24 protein-coding genes are annotated in these 18,642 nt (G+C 69.7%); 18 read left to right on the top strand and 6 right to left on the bottom strand.

From position 1 onward, the window contains the following. Window positions 1–147 precede the first annotated feature (147 nt). Genes AB0D12_RS31575 through AB0D12_RS31565 form a run of 3 tightly spaced genes read right to left on the bottom strand, consistent with a single transcriptional unit; the run spans window position 148 to window position 1,126 of the window. On the bottom strand, window positions 148–459 hold the full coding sequence (locus tag AB0D12_RS31575; protein WP_362690382.1) for a hypothetical protein: 312 nt from the start codon (window positions 457–459) through the stop codon (window positions 148–150). A gap of 11 nt (window positions 460–470) precedes the next feature. Next, window positions 471–743 carry a hypothetical protein gene (locus AB0D12_RS31570; protein WP_362690379.1) on the bottom strand — a complete coding sequence of 91 codons (273 nt, stop codon included), beginning with the start codon at window positions 741–743 and terminating at the stop codon, window positions 471–473. Then, entirely contained in the window at window positions 740–1,126 is a 387-nt protein-coding gene (locus tag AB0D12_RS31565) for a type II toxin-antitoxin system prevent-host-death family antitoxin (RefSeq protein ID WP_362690376.1), read from the bottom strand. The genes AB0D12_RS31570 and AB0D12_RS31565 overlap by 4 nt, the downstream gene beginning before the upstream one ends. Before the next feature lie 308 nt (window positions 1,127–1,434). Here AB0D12_RS31565 and AB0D12_RS31560 point away from each other — a divergent pair, with 308 nt between their 5' ends. The 4 genes from AB0D12_RS31560 (at window position 1,435) to AB0D12_RS31545 (ending at window position 4,512) form a co-directional block, all read left to right on the top strand. Further along, window positions 1,435–1,683 carry a hypothetical protein gene (locus AB0D12_RS31560; RefSeq protein ID WP_362690373.1) on the top strand — a complete coding sequence of 83 codons (249 nt, stop codon included), beginning with the start codon at window positions 1,435–1,437 and terminating at the stop codon, window positions 1,681–1,683. A gap of 101 nt (window positions 1,684–1,784) precedes the next feature. Further along, window positions 1,785–2,231, top strand: coding sequence for a hypothetical protein (locus tag AB0D12_RS31555; protein WP_362690370.1), 447 nt, complete (start codon window positions 1,785–1,787; stop codon window positions 2,229–2,231). Beyond that, window positions 2,228–3,385 carry a tyrosine-type recombinase/integrase gene (locus AB0D12_RS31550; RefSeq protein ID WP_362690367.1) on the top strand — a complete coding sequence of 386 codons (1,158 nt, stop codon included), beginning with the start codon at window positions 2,228–2,230 and terminating at the stop codon, window positions 3,383–3,385. Before AB0D12_RS31555 ends, AB0D12_RS31550 begins: the two co-directional genes overlap by 4 nt. Then, complete coding sequence (locus tag AB0D12_RS31545; protein ID WP_362690364.1) at window positions 3,382–4,512, top strand: hypothetical protein; 1,131 nt, start codon at window positions 3,382–3,384, stop codon at window positions 4,510–4,512. Before AB0D12_RS31550 ends, AB0D12_RS31545 begins: the two co-directional genes overlap by 4 nt. A gap of 12 nt (window positions 4,513–4,524) precedes the next feature. Here the strand turns inward: AB0D12_RS31545 and AB0D12_RS31540 are convergent, their stop codons facing one another. The 3 genes from AB0D12_RS31540 to AB0D12_RS31530 all read right to left on the bottom strand — a co-directional run bounded on the left by AB0D12_RS31540 (window position 4,525) and on the right by AB0D12_RS31530 (window position 5,635). Further along, window positions 4,525–4,725 (bottom strand): DUF6011 domain-containing protein, encoded by a 201-nt coding sequence (locus AB0D12_RS31540; protein ID WP_362690362.1) that lies wholly within the window; start codon window positions 4,723–4,725, stop codon window positions 4,525–4,527. Between the two features lie 135 nt (window positions 4,726–4,860). Further along, window positions 4,861–5,280 carry a phiSA1p31-related protein gene (locus AB0D12_RS31535; protein WP_362690359.1) on the bottom strand — a complete coding sequence of 140 codons (420 nt, stop codon included), beginning with the start codon at window positions 5,278–5,280 and terminating at the stop codon, window positions 4,861–4,863. A 16-nt stretch (window positions 5,281–5,296) separates the two neighbouring features. After that, the gene (locus AB0D12_RS31530) at window positions 5,297–5,635 is read right to left on the bottom strand and encodes a hypothetical protein (protein ID WP_362690356.1); all 339 of its coding nucleotides are present in this window, start codon (window positions 5,633–5,635) and stop codon (window positions 5,297–5,299) included. A 229-nt stretch (window positions 5,636–5,864) separates the two neighbouring features. On the opposite strand from AB0D12_RS31530, the gene AB0D12_RS31525 reads away from it, so the two are divergent. From AB0D12_RS31525 to AB0D12_RS31460, 14 genes are all read left to right on the top strand, one after another. Beyond that, a complete protein-coding gene (locus tag AB0D12_RS31525) occupies window positions 5,865–6,377 on the top strand; it encodes a hypothetical protein (RefSeq protein WP_362690353.1) in 513 nt (170 codons plus the stop codon). Window positions 6,378–6,457: 80 nt separating this feature from the next. Next, entirely contained in the window at window positions 6,458–7,447 is a 990-nt protein-coding gene (locus AB0D12_RS31520; RefSeq protein ID WP_362690350.1) for a hypothetical protein, read from the top strand. Continuing rightward, the gene (locus tag AB0D12_RS31515) at window positions 7,447–9,255 is read left to right on the top strand and encodes a DNA cytosine methyltransferase (protein ID WP_362690348.1); all 1,809 of its coding nucleotides are present in this window, start codon (window positions 7,447–7,449) and stop codon (window positions 9,253–9,255) included. The genes AB0D12_RS31520 and AB0D12_RS31515 overlap by 1 nt, the downstream gene beginning before the upstream one ends. Before the next feature lie 276 nt (window positions 9,256–9,531). Continuing rightward, window positions 9,532–9,831, top strand: a complete 300-nt coding sequence (locus AB0D12_RS31510) for a hypothetical protein (RefSeq protein ID WP_362690345.1) — start codon at window positions 9,532–9,534, stop codon at window positions 9,829–9,831. Next, the gene (locus AB0D12_RS31505; protein ID WP_362690342.1) at window positions 9,825–10,688 is read left to right on the top strand and encodes a WhiB family transcriptional regulator; all 864 of its coding nucleotides are present in this window, start codon (window positions 9,825–9,827) and stop codon (window positions 10,686–10,688) included. Before AB0D12_RS31510 ends, AB0D12_RS31505 begins: the two co-directional genes overlap by 7 nt. Beyond that, window positions 10,685–11,095 (top strand): hypothetical protein, encoded by a 411-nt coding sequence (locus AB0D12_RS31500; RefSeq protein ID WP_362690339.1) that lies wholly within the window; start codon window positions 10,685–10,687, stop codon window positions 11,093–11,095. Before AB0D12_RS31505 ends, AB0D12_RS31500 begins: the two co-directional genes overlap by 4 nt. Further along, window positions 11,092–11,493, top strand: a complete 402-nt coding sequence (locus AB0D12_RS31495; protein ID WP_362690336.1) for a hypothetical protein — start codon at window positions 11,092–11,094, stop codon at window positions 11,491–11,493. The genes AB0D12_RS31500 and AB0D12_RS31495 overlap by 4 nt, the downstream gene beginning before the upstream one ends. A gap of 433 nt (window positions 11,494–11,926) precedes the next feature. Continuing rightward, window positions 11,927–12,775, top strand: coding sequence for a DNA adenine methylase (locus tag AB0D12_RS31490; protein ID WP_362690333.1), 849 nt, complete (start codon window positions 11,927–11,929; stop codon window positions 12,773–12,775). 493 nt (window positions 12,776–13,268) lie between these two features. Then, entirely contained in the window at window positions 13,269–14,378 is a 1,110-nt protein-coding gene (locus AB0D12_RS31485) for a cell wall protein (RefSeq protein ID WP_362690330.1), read from the top strand. After that, window positions 14,371–15,066, top strand: coding sequence for a DciA family protein (locus AB0D12_RS31480; RefSeq protein WP_362690327.1), 696 nt, complete (start codon window positions 14,371–14,373; stop codon window positions 15,064–15,066). Before AB0D12_RS31485 ends, AB0D12_RS31480 begins: the two co-directional genes overlap by 8 nt. Continuing rightward, window positions 15,063–15,506, top strand: a complete 444-nt coding sequence (locus AB0D12_RS31475) for an SLOG family protein (protein WP_362690324.1) — start codon at window positions 15,063–15,065, stop codon at window positions 15,504–15,506. The genes AB0D12_RS31480 and AB0D12_RS31475 overlap by 4 nt, the downstream gene beginning before the upstream one ends. Window positions 15,507–15,584: 78 nt before the next feature. After that, a complete protein-coding gene (locus AB0D12_RS31470; protein WP_362690321.1) occupies window positions 15,585–15,821 on the top strand; it encodes a hypothetical protein in 237 nt (78 codons plus the stop codon). 215 nt (window positions 15,822–16,036) lie between these two features. Next, window positions 16,037–17,296: a ParA family protein gene (locus tag AB0D12_RS31465; protein ID WP_362690318.1), complete on the top strand. Its 1,260-nt coding sequence runs from the start codon at window positions 16,037–16,039 to the stop codon at window positions 17,294–17,296. After that, window positions 17,293–18,327 carry a ParB/RepB/Spo0J family partition protein gene (locus AB0D12_RS31460; RefSeq protein ID WP_362690315.1) on the top strand — a complete coding sequence of 345 codons (1,035 nt, stop codon included), beginning with the start codon at window positions 17,293–17,295 and terminating at the stop codon, window positions 18,325–18,327. The genes AB0D12_RS31465 and AB0D12_RS31460 overlap by 4 nt, the downstream gene beginning before the upstream one ends. Window positions 18,328–18,642 lie beyond the last annotated feature (315 nt).

Raw genomic sequence — 18,642 nt, 5'->3', positions numbered from 1 at the left:
ACACGGCGGGGCCAGAGCGCTCGTTCCTTGTTCCGATCGCACTGTCCCGCTCCCGTCATGGTCGAGCGGTGGCGCCCTCGTATCCTGACGTGCAGATGCCCCAGGCCGCTTTCCTCGGTCTGGGGCATCGTCGTGCGCGGGTCAGGCTTACGGAGCGGGCCGCGTCCTTACGCCGCCCTTGGGACCGAAGTCCAGGATGCCAGTCGGTTCGACGGCGTCCGGAGTGTCGTACAGGAAGATGCAGCACAGTCCGGGAGTCCCGTAGAACTGAGCATCCGGCCTGTTTCGGCCGTCGGTGAGGCGCTGGTGGCTGGTCGTTGTGACGCCGGGCTGGTGCAGGCGTTCCCGCAAGGCCGACTTGGCAGCCGTCATGGAGGGCCACCACTCCATGGGGTTCGAGCTGGGTTCGTGCATGACGGGTTCCCAGACTCCGTACACGCGACGGTCGGCACTGCTCACGGCCGTGGTCCTCACTGCTCGGTGGTGTGGGTGAACTGGACGTCGGCCAGCTGCTCGTCGTTCCCGAGGTCCGTGGCGACCGCGCGGAACGCCTCGTCGCGGATGCCGCTCGCGGTCCGGTCGACCCACTCCGGGGCCACCTTCTCCAGCCACATCGTCCAGTCGCCGCCGTAGTTCCCGATGTGCCACGGGTATACCTGCACGTCGCTCTCGGAGAACGGCTTGTCGTCCTGCGTGATCTGCACGCGGATCGTCTGGGCGTCCACCATGGTCGTGGTCCTCACTTGTCGGTGGTGCGGCGGGAGGCGTCGGCGACCTTCTGCAAGGCCTGCGGGAGGGCGTCGGCCGCTTCGATGGCCTGACGTTCTGCCTGGTCCAGGAGGTCGGCCAGGTGTGGGTATGCGGCGTTGAGGGCGGCGATGGTGCGGCGGCGTGCTTCGCTGAGGCTGACGCCTTCGGGGAGGCCTGGCCAGGCCGCGTCCATAGCGGCGTCGATGGCGGCGTCCGGGATGGCGCTGGACCGGGAACCGACGGGGATGACTGCGGCGAGGGGCCGTCCGTGCCGGGTGAGGTAGGTGATCTGTCCGTCGTTGTGTGCGCGGTCGGCGATGTCTCCGAGTGTCCTGCGGGCTTCTTCGATGCCGACGTCGTTGCGTGGTTGACTCATACTCAGAACCTTAAGGTATGTAAGGACTTGATCGCCATCGGTTCGCCGAAGTCCACCCGTCCGGAGATCCGGGCCGCGCTTAGGATCGCTCTCACAGCAGAATCGAACGGCTCGAACTGGGCGGGGCGTTCGGTGCCTTGTCTCCATAACAGTCATTACGGAGCCGGCCTGACGGCCCGTCGCACCCGGATCATCGCGCGTGACCCGCGATAAGCTCACATGCGATTCATGACGCCCGCTGGGCGCGGCCTCGGCGATGGCCAGCGCGCCGGACCCTCAACTCGTGACAAGTTCCCTACGGTAGCGACGTGTTCACTGTGACCAGTTCAGTCCAGCTTGCAAGCGGGTGTACGGCCCCCCTGCTGTCGTTGCTCCTCGGCGTGGCGCTAGCCGTCGGCGGCGTGGCCCTAATCAAGCAGGTGCGTGAGGGAGGGGCGACAGACGCGGAGGTGATCATCGGTGGGTGTTGCTTCGGGCTGCTGCTGACATGGGTCGGCCTGATCGTGACAGGGGGGGTCATCGCCAACGCCGTCGAGAAGGGTCTGTGCTCTCCGTAGACAAGTCGACGGCCGTCGGCGGGATGCCTCAGCGATCACCCTCGTATAATTTCCCTTGTACGTTACTGATCACGCCAGAGGGATTCTGAGGTGGAGTGCGCGTGAGCAATCGGGAGAGTGCAGCGGCGAACGAGGCCGAGACGGAGCACCTGATGACGACCCTCCTACGCGAGACGGATCAGTTGCGCCGCATCCTGGATCTGCGCGAGTACGAAGCCGCCGACGAGATCCGACCGTACGACGAGACTCTGCACCGCAGTGCCCGCCGCCTCCTTGACCCGGTCGACAAGATCACCGTCCGGATGGCGACCGAGGCGGCCAACCGTGGGGCGTACCACTGGGCGTTGACACTGACCGGCACCGTGGACGGCCGGCAGACGCTCCTGGGCGACCGCGGCGTAGTCCGGCCCGAGGCCGACGCGACCCGTGGGGCCATCTGCGACAAGCTGGTCGCTGCTCTCACGGCCGCGGCAGAGAAGAGGCACGGCAAGCCGTACCGCGATCCCAAGGTGCTCTTCTTCGACCTTCAGCCCAACGTCCTGCTATGAGCCCGCACGATGAGCTCGAGGTGGTCGACGCGGAGCTGGTTGACGACGACCGCCTCCCCGCCACGATCGAACCGCGCCCGGCCGCCCGGCCGGTGGTCGACCGGCACACCATCCTCTACCCCGGCCAGGGCCTGCCCACCGAAGCCGACGCCCCCGCGTACACCGAACGCGACCTGTACGTCTCGGAGAAGACCGCCGAACGGCTGGAGAACCAGTCCGCACCGAAGAACACCAGCGCCAACTACAAGGCGCAGCGCGGCATCTTCGAACGGTGGTGTGCCGACCAGGGCCGCGTCGCCCGGCCGTGCACCACCGCCACGTTCATCGAGTACGTCGCCCACCTCATCGAAGCCGGCCGGTCCCCGAACGCCATCAGCGCCGCCATGTCCGCGATCCGCACCTGGATGCCGGAGGACAAGAAGCCCGGCACAAAGCAGGCGCGCGGCATGCTGAACGAGTACCGCAAGACGTGGGGCAAGCGGACCGCGGTGCGCAAAGCCCCGCCCATCACGGAGGAGTTGCTGCGTGCCATGGTCGCCACCTGCGACCTGCGCACCCCAGCCGGGGTGCGGGACCGGTGCGTTCTCCTGCTCGGCTGCGGGGCGCTCAACCGGCGCGTGGAGCTCGCCGACCTGTCCATCGCCGACGTCGCCGTCGACGACGACTTCGTCACCCTGCACATCCGCTCCTCCAAGACTGATCAGGACGGCAAGGGCGAGCACACCGACATCCCCGCCGACCCGGACCCGCTTCTGGACCCGGTGGCGGCCGTACGGGACTGGCTGACCGTGCTGCACCGCCTCGGGGTCCGCGAGGGCGCCTTCTTCCGAGCCCTCACCTCGCGGGGCACCCTGCAGAACCGGGCCGCGGCCACGGAGCGCGGCGACTACGTGACCGGGGACGCCATCAACGACTGGGTTCGCGGCCGCGCCCACCAGGCCGGGGCCAAGAACTGGCAGCAGGTCACGGCGCACGGGCTGCGCCGCGGTGGCGCGCAGGCCATCGCGGACGCCGGCGGCGACCCGACGAAACAGGGCCGGTGGAAGCCGGGCAGCGCGGTGGTGAAGCGGGAGTATCTCGACCGGGCCCTGTCCAGGGCGGAGAATCCGTGGCTGAAGGTCCAGGAGCGCCGGGCGAAGGAGCAGCAGGGGTGAGCGAGCGTACGTACAGTTCGCCGTCGGTACGCCAGTTGGCGGCGGTCGCGGACCGGGTGACCGGCTCGGTGTCGGTGGAGCGGGCCCGGCAGCTGCGGATGGTGGTGGGCATGTGGGACCGGGCGGTGGGCCGGGAGGAGATGCCGGGGCGGGCGTACCGCAACGCCGGGCAGTTGTTCACGTGGGCTGCGCTGGACGCGTTCTGGGATCTGGCGGAGGCCGGAGAGCTGTGGCAGCAGGAGGACCAGGCCGGGAAGCCGATGCCGTTGGCGACGCGGCGCATTGTGCGGGACTGTCTGGAGATCCTGGCGCGTGAGGTGGTGCCGGACAGGCGGGTGCGGCTGCCCACGGTGGTGCAGCCGGCGCCGCGGGCGACGACGACACGGGGGCAGGAGGTGGAGCTGTTCCGGTTCCTGGTCGGGTTGGCGTCGGGGGGTCCGCTGGGGCGCGGGGATGCGGGCATGTCGGTGGAGTACCGGGCCCGTCTGCTGGCGTTGACCGGGGTGGCGTTGGATACGCGGTCGCGGTCGGGGGAGTTGGCGGCGATGCGGATGTCGGATCTGGGTGAGGGTGAGGCGACGGTGCGGGTGCGGCGCCGTCAGCAGAACGGCAAGCATCTGCCCCAGGTGGAGCTGGTGTTGCCGCTGAGTGAGGGCACGAGGGTGGCGGTGCGCCGGTGGCTGACGTTCCGGGACAAGCTGGTGTACCCGCTGCAGGGGTCGGCGGATGCGCTGTGGGTGACGCTGGTGCGGAGGTCGGCGTCGGAACCGGCGGGTGTGCCGCTGGCACCGGACGGGCTGCGCAGGGCGTATGCGCGGGGGGTGGCCACGCTGAACTGGGTGATGGCGGGCACGGAGGGCTGGGAGCCGCTGCCGGGCCGGCTGGAGGGTTTGCGGCGTGCGTTTGTGGTGCCGGAGGAGGTACGGGCGCGTGAGGAGCGGGCGGAGTTGGCGGAGGCGCTCAGGCCGCGCCGTCCGCTGGGCCGGCCCCGGTTGCCGGCGGATCGTCCGCTGCGTCATGGGCGGGAGGCCTGTTACAACGCGGGCTGCCGAAAGGCGGAGTGTCGTGAGGCGGCGACGAACGGCCGGCAGGCGCGCCGGGAAGAGGCCCGTCTGCGGTCCCGGTAGGGGCGGGCTGCTTCAGGTGCCGGGTATCGGGTCCTGGTCCATCACGTGCTCCGGGGCCGCCTGGGGGTGCCGGGCCCGGTCGCAGTCCGGGCCGTATTCGGCCAGCCTGGACGCGGGGTCTGTGAGTTCACGCCCGCAGCGGCGGCAGTACCGGTGCCGGTAGCCGGTTTCAGGGTCGTCGACCAGGGCGGGCTGGGTCACGGTTCGGGCCATGGGTCCAGTGTCCTTGCAGAATCTGCAATCGCTCTAGCAGGTCCGTCAGTTGATCGGCTACGCTGCGCGTGCGCAATCAGTGTGACTTGAAAGGCCACTACCCGTTCGGGGCAGTGGCCTTCGTCGTGCTGGGGGTCAGGCGTCCTCGTCCACCGGCGCGTCCGGGCTGAGGTTCAGCTGGCCGGCCAGAGCCTCGACTCCCGCCTGGAGACGCCCGATCAGGGTGGAGGCTCGGGCCGGGGAGAGGCGTGAGGGCACGTTACGGATGGAGTCGCGGTACGTACGGAGGGCGCGGGTGACCTCGTTGGTGCGGCCCTCCAGGTCCGGGTCCGCGTCCTTGAGCGGCCCGTAGGCGGCGATCAGGTCGTCGAGGTACATGACGTCCATGCCGTCGACGTGGCGCTCCCCGTAGTAGGCCTCGGTCTGCATGAGGGGCATGTCGTCGTCGCGGCGGCTGCCCGCGGCGTTCCAGTAGCCGTTATGGGCGTCCTGGTAGGTGATCTGGCTGCTGTACTCGGTTCCGTCGATGGTGAAGACGGTGGTGGTCTTGGCCATGTGGGGTCTCCTTCGGTCAGGCGGCGAGGCGGAGGGTGTCGGCGGCCAGCTTGTAGGCCATCTTCCGCGGGCGGTAGACGGTGGCGAGCGCGGCGACCTGGACGGGCGTGTACCGGGTGCAGTTGCGCATGTGGCGTCCGGCGTGGACGCGGTGCTGGGTGCCGGTGATGTCGAGGCGGGCGGCGGCCTTGCGGAGGGAGGAGGCGACGGTGCGAGCCTCCTTCGGGGCGAGGCCGGTGGCGAGGGCGTGGGTGGTCAGGGAGGCCTGGCCGTTTCGGCGGATCCGGGCGGCTGCGCGGTTGGCGGTGGCGCGGGCCTTGAGGATCTGGCGCTTCTTCGCGGTCTTGGCGTTCATCGTGTCCCCCGCTGGTTCGTGGTGTGTTCACCAGCCTAGCGTGAATGTATTGCCATGGCAATGCGAAGCGCGTAAGGTTGTCACCAGAAGCAACACCACCCCCCCGCCACACACCCAGATCGCATTGCCGTGGCACAACAAATTGGAGGAGACTGGCGTGGTCAACGCCCCCACGCGACCGCCCGGCCGCAACAAGTCCGGACGGCGCCCGCCGATTGGACCCCACTCCGTGCCCCTGTCCAGCACCGACCGCAAGCGCCGCGACCACCTCGTCGCCGCGGCCGAGACCTGCCGCCAGGCCGGCCGCCCCGATCAGGTCGAGGCCATCGACTACGTGCTCTCCCCCAAGGGGGCCGAGTTCGTCACCCGGCTCCGCAGGGACTCCCAGGACGTGGAGGACAACCGGGGCCCGAGCCTGTCGCTCGGCATGCGCGAAGAGTGGCGGGACCAGCTCAAGGCAGCAGCTGCCGCAGCCGGCAACATCCTGTCCGCGGACGTGACCGCCATCCTGGCAGCGTTCGTGAACGGGCAGTTCGAGCCGAAGCCGCTGCCCCGCGCCACGGGTGGGAAGCGCGTCAACCTGGTCGTTCGCATCCCGGACGCCGACCTGGTCGCACAGGTCCACCGCATGTGCGGGCAGGCCCGGGAGGGCGGCGACCGCCTGTACCTGGTGAGCCTCGCCATCGACGGCCTGCTCCGCAAGTACAAGGTCGGCCCGTACGCCCCCAAGGCGAAGAAGTAGCAGCACGCGGGTGCGGGCCTGGACGCCGACAACCGGGCCCGCACCCGCACCGCTTGTAACAACCCCATAGGAGAGACCTCATGCCCCCGGCCACCGAGGCCCCCGCCAGCATCACGGCGGAGGGCCCCACCTCGCACACCCAAAACCAGAACGCCGAAGACCTCGTCAGCAGGCTGGAGCGACTGCTGGAACAGGCCCCGAAGCCAGCCGGTACGTACGGCTACACCCGGGCCGAGCAGATCGCCTCCCTGCACAAGCTGCGGGAGCCGTTCGACCAGCGGGAGGTCCGCTACAAGCCCCAGCCTTGGTGCAAGGCGTGCTCGGCCAAGAAGACCTGGCCCAAGGTGTGCGACCGGCACACCGAGATCAAGTGCCAGCGGTGCAACGGCCAGAAGGTCACCGAGGCACACATCTGCCTGAAGTACATCGGGCACGCCGAGGCGACGAACCGGCTGCTGAACACGGACCCGTTCTGGGACTGGGAGCCGCTGGCGCTCGACCAGCTGGGCCTGCCGCAGTACGACGGCAACCGCGGTATGTGGATCCGCCTCACGGTGTGCGGCGTCACCCGCATCGGGTACGGCGACGCAACGGGGAAGGACGGCGCGAACGCCGTCAAGGAGATCATCGGCGACGCGCTCCGCAACGCCGGCATGCGCTTCGGCATGGCGCTGAACCTGTGGACCTCATCGGACCTTCAGATCCTCGAACCGGGTGTGGAGCTGGCGCCGGAGCTTGCTGCCGAGTTGGGCGGGCCGACGCGCGAGCGGAAGACGGACAACCAGCCAGCCGCTAAGAGCTCCCCTGCTGCCGTGCCCGCCGCCTCGGGGAAGGACGACAGCACCGCGGCCCCGCACCTGGACCGACTGATGGGACAGACACAGCGCTGCTGGGACAAGCCCCTCGCACTGGAGCAGGTCATGGCCGACGCGGAAAAGCATGCGGTGATCGACGAGCAGGTGCAGGACCCGTTCGGGAACTGGCTGCCGTTCCGCACGCTGCTCACGGTCCGCATCGCCGAACTGAAGCAGGCCCCCCAGGGCGGCCACACCGAGAGGAGCGCCGCCTGATGTACCGAGCCGACAACGACGCGCTGACCGTCATGGACTGGTTCTGCGGGGCCGGTGGCTCCTCGCAGGGAGCGCACGCCATCCCTAGCGTCCGGGTGGAGCGCGCAGCGAACCACTGGGAGCGCGCAATCGAGTCCCACGCCGCGAACTTCCCCACCGTCGACCACTACCGCGGCGACATCCGCGAGGCCCCCGTCGACCGGTGGCCCGTGACCGACATCTTCTGGGCCTCCCCGGAATGCCCGCAGTGGTCCAACGCCCGCGGCAAGAAGCGGGACTTCGCCACCACCCTGCAGGGCGATCTGTTCGACGACGCCTTCGCCCCCTCCGAAGAGGTCGAGCGGTCCCGCGCACTGATGGAGGAGGTGCCGCTGTACCTCCGCGGCGTGCAGGAGCGCGGCGGCCTGGTGAAGGCCGGCGTGGTGGAGAACGTCGTCGACGTCCGCGCCTGGGACCAGTGGGACCGGTGGATAGGCGAGATCCACAAACTCGGCTACGCCACCCGCGTGATCGCGCTGAACAGCATGCACGCCGACCCGCGCGCCCTGCACCGCGCCCCGCAGTCCCGCGACCGCCTGTACGTCGCCTACTGGCACAAGTCCCTGAACCGGACCCCGGACTGGAACAAGTGGCTGCGGCCCCGCGCCTGGTGCCCCACCTGCGACATGTGGGTGCAGGCCGTCCAGTCGTTCAAGACACCGGGCCGGGACATGGGCCGCTACCGGCAGCAGTACGTGTACCGCTGCCCGCAGGCCAAGTGCCGCAACAGCATCATCGAACCCTCCACCCTGCCCGCCGCAGTCGCCATCGACTGGACCCTGCCCGGCCAGCGGATCGGCGACCGGGCCAAGCCCCTGGCGGACAAGACGCTGGCCCGCATCCAGGCCGGCCTCGACAAGTTCGCCCGGCCCATCACCCTGGAGGCGGCCGGGCACACCTTCGAGCGCAGGCCCGGCGTGCGGACCTGGCCGGTCGACGCACCCCTCACGGCGCAGACCACCACGGCCACCAAAGCCATGGCCTACGAGCCGTTCATGGTTCCGGCCGGCGGCACCTGGCGCAACGATCCTTCCTCGGTCCTCGACCCGATGGCCTGCCGCACCACCCGCGAGAACGACGGGCTGGCGATCCCGCCGCTGCTGATCCCGGTGGAAGGGCGGGACGGCAAGGAAGCCGGATCGGCCAACGCGCCGCTGCGGACCCAGACCGCGCGGAACGAGACCGGCCTGGCGTGGCTGCCGTTCATGGTGACCATGCGGGGCGGCGGTGACCAGCTGCGCGGCCGGTCCATCCACGAAGCGCTCGGCACCGTGTCCGCAAACGGCAACCACCACGGCCTCGTCACACCCGACATCCCCGCCATGGTGATGCGGAACAACGGCAGCAAGGGCGACGGCGGCGAACACTGCACCACGGCAGCCGAATTCCTCCGGACCATGACGACGGCCGGCCACCAGTCGCTCGTCTCCTGGGAGCACCTGCTGGTGCCCTACTACGGCAACGGCACCGCCAAGACGGTGGCCGAGCCCGTCGGCACCCTCTCGACCCGTGACCGGTACGCGCTCGTCAAGGGCGACGTCGACATCAACGACGTCCTCTTCCGGATGCTCGAGCCCCACGAGATCGGGCGCGCAATGTCTTTCGCCGACCAGTACATCGTCCTCGGCAGCAAGCGTGAACGCGTACGCCAGTACGGAAACGCCGTCACCCCCAACGCTGCGGAAGTCATCCTCTGCGCCCTGGTCGAGTCCATCACGGGCGAGGAACTCGACCGGTACGCCGACACACAGCTGGTCACGGCCGCATAAGGGGGCCCCACCATGCGCATCCTCATCCCCGCAATCCTCACCGTGTCCGCCGTGTTCTGCGCCGGCGACTCCTGGTGGCAGCGCCGCAAACAGCGCCAGCTCCCCGGCAACCGGCCCCCGGCCGCCTGACAGGAGAACCACCGTGGCCCTGCTCCTGATGATCCCGTTCGCCCTGGCGCTCGGCTTCACCGTCCTGCACATCGAGGCCTACCGGGCCCGGCAGACACCCCGCCCGTGACACCCGAGCACAGACACCCCCCAAAGGAGGTGAGCACCATGCCCCTGACGCACGCCGTGGTGCTCACCACCACGGCCCTGACCGCCAGCCTCCTGGCATGGCGGCAGCACCGGAACATGCGGCGCGCTCTGGAAACGGAGCGCGCCGCTTCGCATCTGACCGCCGGATGCCACGAACGCGACCGGCAAGCGTACGAACGGCTCCTACGCGCGGCCGCCGACCGGGCACTGGACGACAGCCCCCAGACAACGGCCGTCCTCGCCGAAGCCGACCGGCTCCTAGACGACGCCATAGATCTGTACGTCCGCCAGACCCCGGAGGGGGGACCGACATGCTGACACCCCGCGACGCCCTGAGGGCCCTGACCGACCACCCGCGGTACCACTACCGGGGCTGCGGCCCCGACGCGGAAGACCCGGCGCGTGCGGCCGGTGACCCCGACCTGTCCGTCGACGCGTGGGGCCCGTACACCGGTGACGGTGCCGAGCCGCAGGCCGGCCGGCACGCCCGCGAACGCGCCGCCAAGCAGGTGTGCAGCTACTGCCCCGTCAAGGACGCCTGCCGCGCGTATGCGAACACAGAGACCGCCGACGGGCACCTGGCCGAACCGGAGGGCATCTGGGGCGGGCAGCTCGCCCTCGAACGCCACCGGGCGCTGATCGCCCGCCGCACCCACGACAGTGCTACCGGGATCCCGGAGCGGGACCTGGCCGCCTGCCGCACCCCCCAGAAGCGCGCCGTCCTGCGCGCCCTCGCACGGGAGACGGACGACGAACTCGTCGCCTACCGGGCCGGGATGGACCTGCGCACGGCGAACTGGAACCGCTCCGCGCTCTGCGGCCTGCTCGGTCTGGACCGGGAGACCGCTACCCGGCAGCAGCTCCTCGACACCGCCCGCGAGCACGGCCTCATCCCGCCGTCGCTGACCATCCGGCCCGACGGGCGCTGGCCCTACGCCGCTGCCCCCACCACGGACGGCATCCGGCAGCGCCGTATCGCCCCCGGCCGGCCCATCCAGCTCCTCATCCCCGGCCTCCCGCACTACCCGCGCGGCCGCCACACCCCGCCCGCACCGCAGACCGCGGCCGCCGTCCCGGCTGCGCGCGGGCCCCGGCGCCTGCGCCTCGTACCGCCCCTCGCCCAGCACCCCACCCTCCTCCCCGTCCCGACCGCGCGCCTGGAGGCAGCCTCGTGACCACCACCCCAGACGCCATCACCCCGGCGCCAGCCGCACCCGTCCCCGCGGCCGCCGACCGGGAACTGGCCGACATGTGCCAGACCGCCGGCGACCACCTCGCCGGCCTCATCGCCCAAGGCATGCTCCACACCGTCGGCCGCCCCGACCGCCTCCCCGAACTCCTATGGCCCGACGCCGACCCCGAACTGGTCCGCGCCATCTGGGAACGCGCCCTGCCCGTCGGCGTCGTCGTCGGCAAATCCCTCGCCCGCCCCCGCTGGACACCGGAAGGATTCGACCGCCTCCGCACCGCCCTCCGCGAGGCCGGATACCAGGGCATGGCCCGCCACGCCGACCGCACCGCCCGCCTCCACCACCCCGCCGACCACGAACACGGCACCACCCGCCCCCGGGACAACCAGTGACCGGCGGCCCGGGCAGCGGACCCGCCCACCGCTTTAACGACCAACTCCGCCAGCAATACCTCGACGCCGTCGCCGAAGGCATGCGCCTCCAAGACGCCGCCGCGCACGTCGGCATCAGCCTGAACATCCCCCAACGGCACGCCCGCACCGACAACGCCTTCGCCAGCGCCCTCCAACAAGCCCGAGCACAGGGCAAGAAGCTCCGCGACGACGCCAAGGAGCACGGTGAGGCCCACTACAACAATCAGCACTGCCGGCACCCCAAATGCGTCGAAGCCATCCGCACCGGCCGCGCAGGCCGCCGCGAACGAGAGGCCGAGGACCAGCCCGCCGAACTCCACGACATCCGGCCGCAGATCGCGCCGGAACCCCCGTTCCCGCTGGCCAGAGCCTCCTGAGGCGAAGCCAGGGCAGACCGCTCGGATCCGTTATTCGGGGTGACTTTCTATTGGACAAAGATCGTGAGTCGCACGGCTGTCCGATGACCTGGGCATCTGATGACAAGACGCTGATCCGACACAGACGGCAAGGAGCTGGGCACGTGGCGACTTCAACCGGTAGGCTGCGCACAGCGCCAGACGGCCACTCAGAAACGAGCCGGCCGGACGGGCGCGACAACTCAAAAGGAAAGGCCCCGCTCCTGGGTGCGTCAACACTCAGGACTGCAGCGGGGCCGGACCACGACACCAGTTACCAGACAAGTGAAAGCGTGGCCGCTATGCGGAAGAGTACCCGGACATCCGGGCAGACAGACAGTGGGACTCGAGCCACCGGCGTGAAGATCACACCGCCGATGCAGCCGGGCCCTGTCACCACTACCCAACCGCTCCTGTGAGCCGCGGCGGCCTGCGGCCCCCCTTCCCCTACTACGGAGCGAAGGGCCGTCTGGCCGGCCACATCGTCGACCTCATCCCCGATCACCGGGTCTACGTCGAACCGTTCGCCGGATCAGCCGCTGTGCTGTTCGCGAAGCGGCCCGCGCCTGTTGAGGTAATAAACGATCTGGACCGGAACGTCATCGTGTTCTTCCGTGCTCTGAGGGACCGGCAGGATGACCTCGTGCGCGCTCTTAAGCTCACGCCGTACGCCCGCGATGAGTTCGCGGCCGCAGACCTGTCCGAGGAAGGCCTCACGGACCTTGAGCGCGCTCGGCGGTTCTTCGTGCGTACGACGCAGGGCCACAATGCGGCTGGTTCCGGCGGCCGCGCGGGATGGTCCAATGGCATAAGGACACGGCACACGGACGCCACCGCCACGACGAACTTGGTGGATCGCCTGTGGCAGCTCGCGGACCGGCTGCGGTCGGTTGTGGTTGAGAACCGGGATGCGGTCGAGGTTGTAGAAGTCCACGACGCGCCTGACACGGTTTTCTACCTTGACCCCCCGTACCTGTCCGGCACGCGTCAGTGCGCACGCGACTACGCGCACGAGGCCGACAGCGAGGACTTCCACCGCACCTTGGCGAAGGCCCTGCATTTGGTGCAGGGCCTGGTCCTGCTGTCCGGCTACCCGTCGCCTCTGTACACCGAGCTCTACGGCGAATGGGATCGGCTCGAGGTGTCCGTACACCGAGCTGCCACAAACTCCCGCGGTCGCACCGACGTGCCGCGGGGAACCGAAGTGGTCTGGTCGAACCGACCGCTTGCCCGTCAAGTCTCGTTGTTCGAGGGGGTCTCGTGACTTAGCGATTCCTGGGCGGGAGGTACGTGCCCCTATGGCGGGGGCTTTCCTCTACCGCCGGCCGCTGGTGTTGGCGCACCGTGCGCGGCCACTTCATACGGCTCGGTTTGGCGACCGAGCTAGGGCTCTGAGCCTCTGATCCGGTTTGGCGACCGGCCCAGATCCTCCGAGCGAACTGCTTCTACCGAGAAGCACCCACCAACAAGGGCGGGCTTTTTGCTGCCCTCATCCATCGGACGAAAGCGAGTCCATAGTGCCCGACGCACTGACCTCTTGTCAGCTTCCACGCCCCCTTATCGGCGTTTCGCGAACAATCTCCCCTGCCTCTGAGGCAATTCCGGGACAGCGGGCGCCTGGCGACACGATCACCACACCTGACAGTTTCGAACGCGTGTGCGAGAGTGTCGGCCAGGCCGAACCGGTCCGCGGTACTGCCCAGAACGTGCAACACACTGCGTCGCGCCGGTCCGGCCCGCGTCGGTGGCTTCGCGCCGTGGAATGGCTGATCGCAGCCGGCCTGCACCCGCGGGCGAACGCCACCACGCTCAAAGTGGCGCAGGATCTGGGGGCCCGCATGGACTACGACACCGGGCACGCCCGGTACTGCATGGAGGAGACCGCGGCCCGCCTCGGCATCGACAAGTCGACCGTGAAGCGGCACGCCGCCGTGCTGCGCGAGCTCGGGGCCCTCGCCTGGGTCGTCCACGGCACCAAGACCAACATCCGCCGGGCACTGGGCCTCAAGGGCTACGCAGGCACCGCGACCGTGTACGCCGCCGTGATCCCGGCCGTGTACGACCGGGCCATGGGCCACCAGGTCATCGGTACCGGGTACGAGGCCCGCATCGTCGTGCACCAGCGGAAGCCTGTGGATAACTCCCCTGTGGACAACCAGCCTTCCGGATCTTGTGCGCCCCCTTCCCTGACCGTGGTTAAGGAAGTGGGTCAGGTTCAGGTAGAGAGTGGTTTTAACTACACCCCGCGCAAGCGCGCGAGCCGTGAAACCGAATCCCTCCCCGACCAGACCGATCAAAAGCGCAGCAGCAGCGAGGGGGGTCCCTCCCGCCGTCATCCGCTGCAGGTAGCCCGGGACATCCAGATCGCCCGCCGGGTGCGTGCCCTCGTCAACTGGACCCAGACCGAACGGCTCCGCCGACTCGCCTACGTGCTGCGCCCGTTCATCGACCGCGGCCTGGACAGCCACGACATCGCCGCCGAACTCGCCGGCATGTGCCTGGGCTGGCGGCCGAAGCAGCCCGCGAACTACATCCGCGCAGCCCTCGCCGAGCAGGCAGCCCACGACGCGGTGCTGGCCGCGGATGCCGAACGGCTCGCTGGCCAGACCTGGCGTGCAGCAACTGCACAGCAGGCCGCCGACCTGGCCTCCCTCGAAGCGCTGTTCGGCACCGGCCCCGCCGAGCCGGTACGTACCGACGACGACCGCCGCGCCGCCCGCCTGGACTGGAACCTGTGGCCCGACGTCGCCGACCACTACGCCGACGACCCCGACGACGCCATCGACCTGTACGGCGAGCGCCTGTGCACGTACGCCGTCCGCATGGACGCCCAGAGCAAGTCCCGACAGGAGGCCAGCTATGTCTGACGAGACCCCACCCACGGCGTCCGGGCGGGACCTCGCCCGCCAGACCCTGGCCGTGTGGAAAGCCAACGGCCGGCCGGGTGTCACGCCTATTCGGAGGAGGCGGCCGGCGGGACGTGTCGACCGCACCGGCGGCCGCGACCCGGTCAGCTTCGCCGACCTGGTCGGCACACTCAGCGCGGAGCAGGGCTGGAAGTCCGGCCTGGACGGCGGCAGCGTCCTCGAGCGGTGGGTAGACCTGTGCCCGCAGTTCGTCGGCAAGGTCGACGCCGTGGCTTACGACGCGGACCGTGGACGGCTCGACCTGCGCCCCGGCAGCGACGCTTACGCCACCCAACTCCGCCTTCTCTCCGGCCAGCTCGCCAAGCAGATCAACGACAAGCTGGGCAAGGAGGCTGTACGGGCCGTCCGGGTGCTGTCCGTCGGCGCCCTCGCATCCCCCACCGTCCCGGACACGGCACCTGAGCCCGCCGCCACGCCCGAAGCGCCCGTACGCACCCGCGAAACCGCATCCTCCGGATACCGGCTGACCCTCGCCGCGGCGCTCGAGCACAAGCCGACCACCGAAGACCTCAAGCGGAATGGAACCGGCGCGAAGCCGAAAGACCCGCTGCAGGCCAGCGTGCAGGCAGCCCTCGCCTACAAGCACAACGGCGGCCGCGAGCCCCGCCGGCTGTTCGGCACCGCATGAGCAGCCCCATCGGCCTCGCCCGGATCTGCCTCACCGGCTCACGCTCGTGGCCGGAGCCGCAGCTTCTCGCCGACACGCTCATGGACGTGTGGCACGACGCCACGCAGCTCGGATACGACGGCATCCAGCTCGAGCACGGCGCCTGCGAAGACGGCGCCGACGCCCTCGGAGACCTGTGGGCCATCGGACACGGCATCCCCCGCCACCGCGAGCCCGCCGACTGGTCCGGACCGTGCGCCCCGGACTGCAAGCCCGGACACCGGCGCCGCGGACGGCGCGGCGACTACTGCCCCACGGCCGGACGCCGCCGCAACCAGCTCCTCGTCGACCGCGGTCCGGTCCTGGTCGTCGCCGCCCATCACAACAACTCGGCTGGCACCGCGGACTGCATGAGGCGCGCCAAGAAGGCCGGCATCCCCGTGCGCCGGATCGTCGCCTGACCGCGGGCGGGGGCACCGATCACCGGCGTCTGCGGGAACTTGGTCACTCAACCCCCTTCTTCCTGAACGGAGACCGCCGTGCCTACGCTGTCGGCCGCCACGCAGCCCGCCGAACCGCCCAGGGCGTGCCTGCTGCACGCCGACGTGCACCACCTGGCACCCCAGTGCTGGCAGGCCTACCTCGAGTGGGAGAAGGCGAATGACCATCTCGAGGCCGAGGAAGTCGTCGACGCCTACGAGGCCGCGGCCGAGCGGCGGATGCTCGACCAGCTGACGCGCGAGCACCTGGACGCCAGCGCGGGCCGGGGCGCGTGATTATCACGGCGTGATAATCGAGCCCGCGCGGACACCGCCACCCGGACCATGATCGGCAATTATCACGCCGTGATAATCGGCCGCCGTCCGGACCGGCCGCCGAGGGGCAGTGACGGATTATCACGGCGTGATAATCCGGGACCCGACCGAGTGAAAGACACCAACTAACGTGTCGATGGGCACGAACGATCACCAACGTTAGTAAGGTGGCCGCCATGAGTTCTCCAGCCACCTCGAGCGACCGCGAGAAAGTCGTCTCCAAACTGCCGGGATGGCTCCGGCAGGACCTGAAAATCCGAACCGCCCAGCACGGCATCGACATCCAGAACGCCGTGGAACAGGGCATCACTGCCTGGACCGCCCTTGCATCCAACCCGGCCCCCGTCGACACCGCCAGCGCCGACTCCTTCGCCACGTTCCTCCCCCCAGGCCAGTGGGACGACTTCAGGACGGTCTGCGCGGACCGCAAGGTGTCCCTCATCCAAGGCCTCGCCCAGTCTGTCCAACTGTGGCTCGACTCCAACCCGGCGCCCCAGATCCAGCGCCCGGAGCACACCCGCCGCGCCGTCGTCTGCAACCAGAAAGGCGGCGTCGGCAAAACAGCCATCGCCGCCGGCCTCGGCCAGGCCCTCGCGGAAGACAGCAACACCCTTCACCCGGTACGGATCTCCAAGTACTTCGCCGCCCAACTCGCCGACCACCCCGACGACTCCGACACGCACGCCGCGGACCCCCTCAGCGTGGAAGAGCTCCCCGGCCTCGGACAGCGGACCCTGCTCGTCGACTTCGACCCCCAACGCCACCTCACCAAGCAGCTCGGGCACGACGAACTGCCCATGGACGGCGACAGCCTCACCAAGCACATGGCCGGCGAAGCCAAGGGCCACATCAGAGATCTCATCGTGCCGATTGCCGACGACCGGTTCGGCGGCCGCCTGGACCTGCTCCCCGGCTGCCAGGACGGATTCCTCCTGGACGTCTCCCTGTCCAAGGTCCGCGCCCGCGAGGCGGCCCTGGAGCGGGCCCTCGCACCCATCGAGGACCAGTACGACGCCATCATCATCGACTGCCCGCCCACCCTCGGCCTGAGCATGGACGCCGCGGTCTACTACGGGCGCCGACGCGACGGCGAACGGCCCGGAGCGTCCGGCGTCCTCATCATCGTCCAGGCAGAGGACAGTTCCGCAGACGCCTACGACCTGCTCACGTCCCAGATCGAAGACCTCCGCGACGACCTCGCCCTGGAAGTCGACTACCTGGGCATCGTGGTCAACCTGTACGACCCGCGCCGCGGATACATCGCCACGTCCTCGCTGCAGGCATGGATGGACATAAAGGATCCGCGGGTCGTGTCCGTCGTCGGCGACCTGACCGAGCAACGCAAGGCCGTCCGCCTCAAGCAGCCGCTCCTCGCGTACGCCCCCCGCAGCGAACAGGCCGTCACGATGCGCGCCCTGGCCCGGGAGATCTCATGACCCGGGTCGCGGACGAGCTCGGCACCGGCGCCTCGTTCGGACGGGCACGGCCGGTCAGTGCGCGGCGCGCGGCCACCGCCGCCGTAACCGGCGCGCCCACCGAAGGCGTTCCCAACCCCACCGAACTGCCTGTGTCCGTGATCAGCCAGAATCCCGACAACCCACGCGACCACCTGCGCAACCTGGACGACATGACACAGTCCGTCCAAGAGTTGGGCGTCATCAACTCCATCACCGTCGCCAGCGTGGCCGCCTACCTCGAAGAGCGGGCCGACCGGGCCGGCGAACTCGATGACGGCGCCCGCTACGTGGTCGTCGACGGGCACCGCCGCCTCGAGGCCGCCCGGCGCTCCGGACTGGCCACCATCAAGGTGACCGTCGACGACGCCCGGGTGGCCACGGACGAATCACTCCTCGAGGCCGCGTTCGTCGCCAACTACCACCGTGATGGCATGACCGATCTCGAGGAGGCCAACGCCCTCGAGTCGCTGGTGAAGTTCTACGGAAGCCAGAGCAAGGCCTCGCAGCGCCTGGGACTTGCGCAGTCCACCATCTCCTCCAAGCTGTCGATCCTGAAGGCCAGCCCCGAGCTGCAGGCCGACCTGGCAGAGGGACGCCGGACAGCCGAGCAGGTACGGAACCTGGGGAAGCTGACGCCGCAGGAGCAGCGACGGGAGGCCGACGCGCGCGCCGAGAAGGCACGCCAGCGGTCCCAGCCCGCACCACCGCCCACACAACCCCAGGCGCCTGCCCAGGCCACCCAGGGTGTGTCGCCGGCCGCGACCGCCGCGGAACAGAGCCCGTCTCCAGTGCCGGACCAGAGAGAGGAGCCGGCCGCGGCACCGAGAGCGCCGGGGCCGCGCGCGTCCAGCCGGCCGACCGTCGCCGACGATGTGCCGTGGGACGACCCGCAGCAGCTCCTGCAGATGACGGTGCAGCGGATGGAGCCGGCCGCCCGACGGAAGTACACCGCACTGCTCCTGCAGTTCAACTCGGAAGAGACCGACAAGGCCGAATCCGCCGTCTCCTGAACCGGGAGCGCCGCCCGCCCCGTTCCTTCACCTGCCGGTGGGGGAGCGGGGCACTTTCGGCCCTGGCCATAATCGGTCGAATACAAGCGCTCTGCCAGGGTTTTTCGGTCACACGACCGAGTGAATCAAGACCACGACGTCTTCCACCTGTACCGAACTGCGGGCTTGGGTGGAACGGTCGGCGCCCTCACCCCCAAGGGCACGGCAGCGGGGCCGGGGTTCTCCGCGTGAGTTCGCAGCCCCGGCCCCGCCCCTGTCGGCACACAATTCCACGAACCATCTACCAGCGCCGATACTTGGCGCACTACACTTCCG

Source organism: Streptomyces sp. NPDC048479, from assembly GCF_040651435.1.
Lineage (GTDB): Bacteria > Actinomycetota > Actinomycetes > Streptomycetales > Streptomycetaceae > Streptomyces.
Note: the sequence above shows the minus strand (reverse complement) of the source record. Positions and strands in the feature narration are given on the sequence as shown.